The organism is Rubrivirga sp., from assembly GCF_049648075.1.
In the GTDB taxonomy this organism is placed as follows: domain Bacteria; phylum Bacteroidota; class Rhodothermia; order Rhodothermales; family Rubricoccaceae; genus Rubrivirga.
Genome location: NZ_JBARYR010000380.1, coordinates 1 through 1,971 on the forward strand (window position 1 = coordinate 1; position 1,971 = coordinate 1,971).

The 1,971-nt window shown below is 69.7% G+C and carries 1 protein-coding gene; it reads left to right on the top strand.

What is annotated here, in order from left to right:
- Window positions 1-1,872, top strand: a 1,872-nt coding sequence (locus tag WBA11_RS11005) for a TonB-dependent receptor plug domain-containing protein (RefSeq protein ID WP_424520735.1), incomplete at its 5' end; no start/stop codon positions are given.
- Between the last annotated feature and the right edge of the window lie 99 nt (window positions 1,873-1,971).

Consider the following 1,971-nt stretch of genomic DNA (forward strand, 5'->3'; position numbering starts at 1 on the left):
GAGGCCCTCGAGGACGTGGTCGTGGACGCGACGCGGACGAGCCGCACCATCGCCGCGCTCCCGACGCGCATCGAGGTCATCGCCGGCGAAGAGATCGACGAGAAGGTGTCGATGGAGCCGTCGAACATCACGATGCTGCTCAACGAGTCGCCGGGGATCGTGGTCCAGCAGACGTCGGCGGTCTCGGCCAACGCCTCGATTCGGATCCAGGGGCTCGACGGGCGCTACACGCAACTCTTGAGAGACGGCTTCCCGCTCTACGGCGGCTTCTCTGGCGGGCTGTCGCTGTTGCAGGTCCCGCCGCTCGACTTGCGCCAGGTCGAGGTCATCAAAGGCCCGGCCTCGACGCTGTACGGCGGCGACGCGATCGCGGGGCTCGTCAACCTGGTGTCGAAGACGCCCGGCGCGCCGGGCACCTCGGAGCGGTCCCTCTTGCTCAACGCGACGAGCGCAGGCGGCCTCGATGCGGGCGCGTTTTTCGTGGGCCGCAGCGACCGGCTCGGCTACACGGTCCTGGCCTCCGCCAACGGGCAGCGCGCCTACGACGGCGACGGCGACGCGTTTACCAACCTGCCCCAAACGCGGCGCGTCACACTCTCGCCCCGCGCGTTCGTCTACCCGTCCTCGAGGACGACGGTCTGGCTCGGGCTCACCGGGACGGTCGAACAACGCGACGGCGGCGACCTCGAGGTCATCGAGGGCGAGGCGGCGGGCTACTCCGAGCGGAGCGAGAGCCAGCGCGTGACGTCGCAGGCGCGTCTGGACCACGCGTTCTCGGACCGGTTCTCGCTCACGCTCAAGCAGAGCACGAGCCTGTTCGACCGCGAGATCGCGCTGCCGGGCTACCGGTTCGAGGGCGCCCAGACGGCGACCTACTCGGAGGTCTCGGGACTCGGCCGGCTCGGCGCGCACAACGTCGTGGCGGGCCTCGACCTGCGGACGGACACCTTCGACCAGCGAGACGCCCTCGGCACCCCGCTCGACTACGACCACGTGACGGTCGGCGCGTTCGTTCAGGACACGTGGGACGTGAGCGACCGGCTCGCCCTCGAGGGCGGGCTCCGCGCCGATCTCCACGACGACTACGGAACGTTCGTGCTGCCCCGCGCCTCGGCGCTCGTTCGCGTGTCGGACGCCGTCTCGGTTCGCGCGACGGGCGGTCTCGGCTACAAGGCGCCGACGGTGTTTCTCGAGCCGTCCGAGAGCCAGGCCTTCCGAGGCGTCTTGCCGCTCGGCGACCTCGAGGCCGAAACGTCGGCCGGCGCGACCGTGGACGTCAACGTGCAGACGGTGATCGGCGGGCGCGTCTCGCTCTCGTTCAACCAGGCCGTGTACGTCACCCGCCTAGACAACGCCCTCGTTCCGACGATGACCGGCGTCGGCGGGCTGCTCACGTACGCCAACGCCGACGGCCCCGTCCTGACGCGGGGTTTGGAGACGAACGCGCGACTCGGCTTGGGCGATCTCAAGCTGTTTCTCGGCTACGTCTATCTCGACGCGACGGAAGACAAGGACCCGCTCAACGACGACCAGGAACGGGCGGCGCTCCCACTCACGCCGGCGCACAAGACATACACCGTCCTGGTGTGGGAACGACACGGCCGCGGCCGGATCGGCTTGGAGGGCTACTACACGAGCCCGCAGACGCTGCCCAGCGGCGAGCGGACGGACGGGTACTGGGTGGCGGGCGTGATGGGCGAGTGGCGCGCCGGACGGGCGCGGCTGTTCCTCAACTTCGAGAACGTCCTGGACACGCAGCAGTCGAACTACGGCCCGGTCGTCCGAGGCACGCGCGAGTCGCCCGTCTTCGCCGACATCTGGGCACCGACCGACGGGTTCATCACGAACGGCGGCATCAAGCTGGACCTGTAGCGTCCTCGAGGTCGCGGCTAGCTTCCCCGAATGCGAGCGGCCCTCCTCTTCTTGATCGCGACCGCCGCGACGGCCCAGCCCAACTGGTCGACGCTGACG